Raw genomic sequence first — 6,301 nt, 5'->3', positions numbered from 1 at the left:
AGCAACGGCACGTGTCCCCCTGGAACCTCCAAGGTAGGCACCAGCTGCGTTTCTCCCTCGCCGCCCGGCAAGCCCATCCCGGAAAAACCAAACGAGAACGGCGACTGTGGCCCGGGCTTCCACCGTGAGGGGAACTGGTGCGTGATCAATCCCAAACCGCCCGAAGGCGGCACCTGCCCCGTGGGTACGCACTTGGTGAATGAAGTGTGCGTTTGGAATGCCGGTGTACCGCCCGATGGGGGCGGCAATGGCAATGGCAACGGGGAGGGCGACGGCGACGGAGAGAGCGGATTTGCTGGCTCGTGTGTCGCGGGGTTCTCATGCGAGGGCGATGCCATCCAGTGTGCCATAGCGAAGGAGCAGCACCGCAGGGCCTGTCAGTTGATGGATGACGAATCACCCGAATCCAAGCTCTACAACGAGGAGAAGGCCAAGGGCCGCAACCGCGACGTTACGAAAGACCTGCCGGGCAATGAAACCATCGATGTGTCGACGCGCCTGAGCCGTGAAAACCTCTTGGGCGGTGGTGCCTGCATACAGGACTTGAACGTCACGGTGGTGGGCTTTGGCGTCACTCTGCCGATGTCAAAAATCTGCCCCTCATTGGGCTACATGGGCTGGATTCTGGTGGCCGTCGCCAGCTTGGTCGGGTTCCGCATCGTTTCTGGATCGAAGAAGGAGGATTGATCATGGCACTACCTGCATTCATCGCCGCTGCAGGCGGCATGCTCTTGAACATCGCGGGGAGCCTCGTCGGGCAGGTGCTCGTATCCCTGGCCGTCTCGGTGGTCACGTACACGGGCGTTGACCTCGTGTTGAACCGCCTCAAGTCCGATGCCATCGCTGCATTAACGGGCCTACCTGCGGACCTTGTAGGGCTGCTCTCGTACATGCAGGTCGGCGTGGCCATCAGCATCGTAACCTCGGCGGTTGCCGTGCGCCTGGGCCTCAGTGGGATGGATGGTGCGGTCAAGCGGTTCCGTAAGAAGTAGGGCGCCATGCTGCATCTGATCACGGGCGCCAACGGCGCGGGAAAGACCCTCAATACCCTCAAGTGGGTACGTGAACGCCAGCTCAAGGAAAGCCGCCCCGTGTGCCATAACGGGCGGTTTGAGCCGGTCGAAGGCGGGGAGTTGTCGAGCTGGAAAAAAATCGACTTCAAGGACTGGCAGGCAGAGCCCGATGGGACCATATTCCTGATCGATGAGGCCCATAACGACCTGCCCAATCGTGCGACCGGCGCGGTCGTGCCAGATCAGGTCAAGATGCTGGCAGAGCATCGACGCCGCGGATTCGATTTCTATCTGATCACCCAGCACCCGCAGCAGATAGACACCTTCGTGCGGCGCCTGATTGGCCCGCCTGGATGGCACCGCCATCTGAAGCGCTCCTTTGGCGTGGATATGGTCAGCGTGCTCGAATCCCCGGCTGTCAACCCGAACTGCGAGAAGGCGGGCGGGGGCAAGGACTGCGCGATCTCGATGGTGGGCTATCCCAAGGAGGTCTACGGCTGGTACAAGTCATCCAGCCTGCACACCGCCAAAAAGCGCATACCGGCAAAGGTGTGGGTGTTCCTGGCCTGCGTGCTGCTCATCCCGCTGCTGATCTGGTTTGCATCGTCCAAGCTGCTGGCAAAGACCGAGGCGAAGGTGCAGGCGAAAACCGCCAGCGAGGCCCAGGCCCAGGCCAATGCGATGCCGCAGCAGGTAGCGGCGAAGCTCACCCCCGATCAGTACATCAAGGAGCGCTCACCGCGCCTCAAAGACTTCCCGCACACGGCCCCGGCCTATGACGAGGTAACCAAGCCCACCGTGGCGCCATACCCTGCGGCGTGCATCACGATGGGCAAAACCTGCAAGTGCTACACACAGCAAGCCACGCTCCTGCAGGTCAGCGGCCCAGTGTGCCTGCAGATCGTGGCGCAGGGCTTCTTTGTGGACTGGCAGCAGCAGAACCAGCAGCAGGGCCAGCAGGCCATTCAAGGGCCGCAGATGCTGCCCCTGCAGGCCCGAGGGCGCCCCGCAGAGCCACCACCGCAGCAGGTGCGCACGGTGCCCATGCCCAAGCCCGAATCGCAGCCGTCAGGCCAGATCACCCAGGCCGACATACCCCAGGCGCTGGGCATCAGAAACCCTGCGTTCAACGTCCACCCGCACAACAGCGGCAGTCAAGGCGGCTGACGGCGCGCCACATCGTTCTGAGAGACAAACCGGGGCCCCGGGAACGGAGGCCTTGTGCCGCAGTGGTGGGGTCGGGGTATGGGGTGACAAACCCCATGTAAGGCCGCCAATCGACCCGTACCGGTGAGTTCCTGCCTGGTTGAAATCGCTATCAGATTGATAGCTTGCGATCGCAAAAAAAGCCCGCGATCTGCGGGCCTTCAAAGGTTTACCAGTCCTGGCCGTCAGCAGGTAGCCGCCGAAGGGCCGCCGCAGGGACGCAAGCGCAGCGCGGCCAGGAGGCGGACAAGAGCGCGGCGTGATGCACATAGCACTTACTTGCCCCTGATGTCCTACGTTTGGCTCGGCCGCTATTTCTCCCTTTTACCAACTGGTAAGAGTTTCAAGATTTGCCGCAGGGAGGAAACGAAATGGCGCTTTTTGGATACGCCCGCGTATCGTCGCGGGATCAGGAAACACACCTTCAGATGGATGCTTTGCGCGCGATTGGTGTTGTTGATATCTATCAAGAAAAAACTAGCTCTGTCGGCTCGCGTCCGGAGCTCCAAAAGGTACTTGCGAGACTTAAAAGTGGGGATATTCTTGTCGTCTACAAAATGGATCGTGTGGCCCGATCACTAAAGGATTTGCTCACAATTTTGGACAAGATTCAGATGGCAGGAGCTTCTATCCGCTCCTTGACTGAGCCGCTTGATACAAGCGGACCAATTGGCATGTTTATGGTTCAGGTGTTGGGCGCGGTGGCGCAGTTGGAGCGATCAATGATTCGCGAACGCGCTATAGCGGGACAGGTCGCAGCGCGCATGCGTGGTGTTACTTGGGGTGGTCGTCCGCTGGTGATCACCGATGCGGAGCTTGATCAAATCGTCGCGATGTATGCATCTGGTTGGTACACATGGAAGCTTCTCGCGGAGATGTGGGACACAACACCGAAGTCGATTTTTCGGGCGTTGGCAAGACGAAAAAAAAGGGCCAATGGGCCCTTGCTTCCCCCGGTTCTGGGGCCGTATTTGGAGGCAGCTACGAAGTCTGTTCATTGAGGTTCAAAGGGACTCTCTCAGTCGGTTCCGGTGGCCCGGTCCCGACACCCCTAGCGTGGGCGTTCCAGAAGGAACGCGAGGCCATTGTAGTGGGGCGCTCAGGGCGCGGGGCGGGCGATGGGGATCGCGTAGTGCATCACCGAGTCGCCGGACGTCGGGTGGTACTGGGCACCGTAGATTTCCAGATCCGGCCCCAGGGTGTGCGATGGGCCCGCCGACAGCAGCCAGCTCGAGTAGATGTAGTTCACCGTCGCATCGACATTCTGCGCAGGGCCCCGGTGGGTGAAGCGCGCATAGGTCGATGCGGGGATTTCCATGGCCACCATGCCCGGTGGCAAGGCGCCGGGGCCCTTCACCTCGATGCAGGCCAGGTAGCGCAGCGCTTCCGTGTGGGGCCCCGCCGGTGCCACGACGCCATAGCAGACGCCGGGCACGGTGTTCGCAATCTCGCCCAGGCGGGGCAGGAATTTCGCCCACAGGGGCGGCAGCTTCTGGCCCAGGTTGTTCTTTTCGGAATCGATGCCGTAGTAGTCCGTGGGCAGCCCGACCAGCTGCATGGCGGGCTGCACCTTTATGTCGGGTGCCAGGGAGATGTTGTGGTGAATGTGCGCGAGGTAGCTTTCGTCAAACCGGATCTTGCGCACGAACAGGGAGCGGTTGCCCATCTTGCGGTACTGCGACGGCGTGAGCCGAAAGCAATCCCGGAACGCGCGCGTGAAGCTTTCCTGCGTCTCGTATCCGGACGCCAGTGCGATGTCGAGCACGCTCAGCCGCGTGCTGGTCAACTGCTCCAGCGCCCGCGAGAACCGGCGCGAGCGGATGTAGGTCTTCAGGGTTTCGTTGGTCAGCGCCTTGAAGATCCGCTGGAAGTGCCACTGGCTCATCCCCGCGGCCCGCGCCACCTCGGAAAGCTGGATGTCGGATTCGAGATGGGCCTCGATGAAATCGATGCCCTCCTGGATTTGCCGCAGATAAAGCACGTTGGCGTCCGTTCACGGGGTTTCAAAGAAACCGGTCATGGCCACGAGCCGGTTCTGGTCGTTGTACCGGCCGTAGCTCACGCCTTCCCCGATCACCTGTCCGCTGCCATCCACCATGTTCCATTTGGCAATGCTCTGCTGGTTGTGGCTGGCGAAATAGTGGGTCACGAAATGCCCGCCGGGCACCTGGCGGTGGAAGTCGTCCATGTAGGCGGTCAGCTGGGTCCAGCCCTGGGCGGTGGCCAGCGGGTCGTTGTAGGTACAGGCGGGGTCGAGGGACTGGGTAAAAAGGGCTGTGCGGTCCGCGGCCGAATCGGTCTTCCACGACGCGGTGTAGGTGTCCCAGATGGATTGAAGGGGTTGTTGGCTCATGGTGTGCTCCTGATGGGTGAATGGAGACGCCATCGTGCCGGGCGCTTGCGCGCCTTTTGGACATTTTGTGCTTATTTGTGGGCGCGCCGTTCGGGCACGGCATGGTGGTGCCCTGATCCGCCTGGACTACGTGCTGGCGGCAGGCGCAGAGGCCGGCGCCACACCCAGCAGCTGGTGCAGCCGTGGGCTCGTGGTGGTGTATTGCAGCGCCACCTTGTCGCCCTTGAGCGCCTCGGCCGCGCCAAAGGCCGCCAGCGTGGCCTCGTGGAAGCCGCACAGGATGAGCTTGCGTTTGCCGGGGTAGGTGTTGATGTCGCCCACGGCGTGGATGCCGGGCACACTGGTGCGGAAGGCCTCGGTGTCCACCACGAGTTGCTTGCGCTCCAGGGCGATGCCCCAGTCGGCGATAGGCCCGAGCCGGGGGGAGATGCCGAGCACGGCCACCAGCACGTCGAGCGGCAGGGCGCGGCTGCTGCCATCGGCGTCCGCCACCTGCAAGGCGGTCAGCTGGTCGCCAGCGGTCTCAATGCAGGTGATCTGCGCGGCCTCGACGTGGATGCGGCCCGCATCGCGCAGTTGCTGCAGGCGCTGCAGCAGGGCATCCGGGGCCTGGAACACATCGCGGCGGTGCAGCAGGCTCACGCGGGCGGCCTGGCCTTGTTCGGCCAGTTCCACGGCGCGGGCCACGGCGGGCTCGTCGCCGCCGTGCACGACCACATGGCGCCCGGCCACGTGGGCCGTGGAGGGCAGGTTCTGGTAGTGGACCTGGGTGCCCACAAAGCGCTCGATGCCATCCACCTTGAGCGTGCGCGGCACAAAGGCGCCCACGCCTGCGGCAATGAACACGCTGCGGGCCAGCAGCTGCGCACCTTGCGAGGTTTCGACCAGCAGGCGCCCATCGGCCTGCACGGTGAGTGCGGAGACCAGCGTGCCCAGGTGCCACTGGGTCTTGAACGGCGCAATCTGCTGAAGCAGCAAACCGGCCAGCTCGCGCCCGGTGCACACCGGGATGCCCGGGATGTCGTAGATGGGTTTGTCGCCGTACAGCTCGACGCACTGGCCACCCGCATGGGGCAGGGCGTCGATCAGGTGGGCGGTGATGCCTTGCAGGCCCAGCTGGAAGACCTGGAACAGGCCCACGGGACCCGCGCCGATGACGACGGCGTCGGTTTCTTGAATCATGCTCAAGCCACGCGCGCAGCGCCCGAAACTGGCGCTGCCAAAGACCTGTGCCACCGTGGAACTGGCTTTGCCAGGCCACTGGTGGCGTCCCCCTTGAGGGATGGCGCGAAGCGACTCAGGGGGGTCACTTGACCAGTTCGTTGACCTTGCCCGGCTTGCCGTTCCACTCGTCGGCGTCGGGCAGCGCGGGCTTGCGCTTGGTGATGCTCTTCCAGCCGTCGGCGAAGGCCAGGTCGGCATTGAGCTTGATGAAGGCGATCTGGTCGGCCGGCAGGTCTTCTTCGGCAAAGATGGCGTTGGCCGGGCACTCAGGGATGCAGACGGCGCAGTCGATGCACTCGTCGGGATCGATGACGAGCATGTTCGGGCCTTCGCGGAAGCAGTCCACGGGGCACACGTCCACACAATCGGTGTACTTGCACTTGATGCAGTTTTCGGAGACGACGTGGGTCATGACAAAGGTTGTGTGGGTCGGTGAAAACCCTCAATTTTAGAAGCTTTCACCGACCTTTGGTTACAGGGCCCCTTCCCCGGATGGGGTGACTTG

General features: G+C 62.8%; 8 protein-coding genes. 4 read left to right on the top strand and 4 right to left on the bottom strand.

Going from position 1 to position 6,301, the window contains the following annotated elements; translation table 11 throughout:
• The 4 genes from AC07OD_RS08100 to AC07OD_RS08085 all read left to right on the top strand — a co-directional run.
• On the top strand, positions 1-687 hold a 687-nt coding region (locus tag AC07OD_RS08100; RefSeq protein WP_494596042.1), incomplete at its 5' end, for a virulence factor TspB C-terminal domain-related protein.
• A gap of 2 nt (positions 688-689) precedes the next feature.
• Positions 690-992, top strand: a complete 303-nt coding sequence (locus AC07OD_RS08095; RefSeq protein WP_494596040.1) for a DUF2523 family protein — start codon at positions 690-692, stop codon at positions 990-992.
• A 6-nt stretch (positions 993-998) separates the two neighbouring features.
• Positions 999-2,180: a zonular occludens toxin domain-containing protein gene (locus AC07OD_RS08090; RefSeq protein WP_494596038.1), complete on the top strand. Its 1,182-nt coding sequence runs from the start codon at positions 999-1,001 to the stop codon at positions 2,178-2,180.
• A gap of 410 nt (positions 2,181-2,590) precedes the next feature.
• Entirely contained in the window at positions 2,591-3,220 is a 630-nt protein-coding gene (locus AC07OD_RS08085; RefSeq protein ID WP_494596036.1) for a recombinase family protein, read from the top strand.
• A 98-nt stretch (positions 3,221-3,318) separates the two neighbouring features.
• On the opposite strand, the gene AC07OD_RS08080 is transcribed toward AC07OD_RS08085, so the two are convergent.
• The 4 genes from AC07OD_RS08080 to fdxA form a co-directional block, all read right to left on the bottom strand.
• The gene (locus tag AC07OD_RS08080; RefSeq protein WP_494596034.1) at positions 3,319-4,200 is read right to left on the bottom strand and encodes a GyrI-like domain-containing protein; all 882 of its coding nucleotides are present in this window, start codon (positions 4,198-4,200) and stop codon (positions 3,319-3,321) included.
• Between the two features lie 12 nt (positions 4,201-4,212).
• Positions 4,213-4,572, bottom strand: a complete 360-nt coding sequence (locus AC07OD_RS08075; RefSeq protein ID WP_369642725.1) for a nuclear transport factor 2 family protein — start codon at positions 4,570-4,572, stop codon at positions 4,213-4,215.
• 126 nt (positions 4,573-4,698) lie between these two features.
• Positions 4,699-5,754: an NAD(P)/FAD-dependent oxidoreductase gene (locus AC07OD_RS08070; protein WP_494596031.1), complete on the bottom strand. Its 1,056-nt coding sequence runs from the start codon at positions 5,752-5,754 to the stop codon at positions 4,699-4,701.
• Between the two features lie 124 nt (positions 5,755-5,878).
• On the bottom strand, positions 5,879-6,208 hold the full coding sequence (gene fdxA / locus AC07OD_RS08065; protein WP_055393870.1) for a ferredoxin FdxA: 330 nt from the start codon (positions 6,206-6,208) through the stop codon (positions 5,879-5,881).
• Positions 6,209-6,301: the final 93 nt, after the last annotated feature.

Source organism: Acidovorax sp. GW821-FHT10E03, from assembly GCF_059415205.1.
Note: the sequence above shows the minus strand (reverse complement) of the source record. Positions and strands in the feature narration are given on the sequence as shown.

Coding starts and splice junctions, on each gene's coding strand:
- fdxA (WP_055393870.1), bottom strand. CDS start 6,208: ATGACCCACGTCGTCTCCGAAAACTGCATCAAGTGCAAGTACACCGAT.
- AC07OD_RS08070 (WP_494596031.1), bottom strand. CDS start 5,754: ATGATTCAAGAAACCGACGCCGTCGTCATCGGCGCGGGTCCCGTGGGC.
- AC07OD_RS08090 (WP_494596038.1), top strand. CDS start 999: ATGCTGCATCTGATCACGGGCGCCAACGGCGCGGGAAAGACCCTCAAT.
- AC07OD_RS08075 (WP_369642725.1), bottom strand. CDS start 4,572: ATGAGCCAACAACCCCTTCAATCCATCTGGGACACCTACACCGCGTCG.
- AC07OD_RS08095 (WP_494596040.1), top strand. CDS start 690: ATGGCACTACCTGCATTCATCGCCGCTGCAGGCGGCATGCTCTTGAAC.
- AC07OD_RS08085 (WP_494596036.1), top strand. CDS start 2,591: ATGGCGCTTTTTGGATACGCCCGCGTATCGTCGCGGGATCAGGAAACA.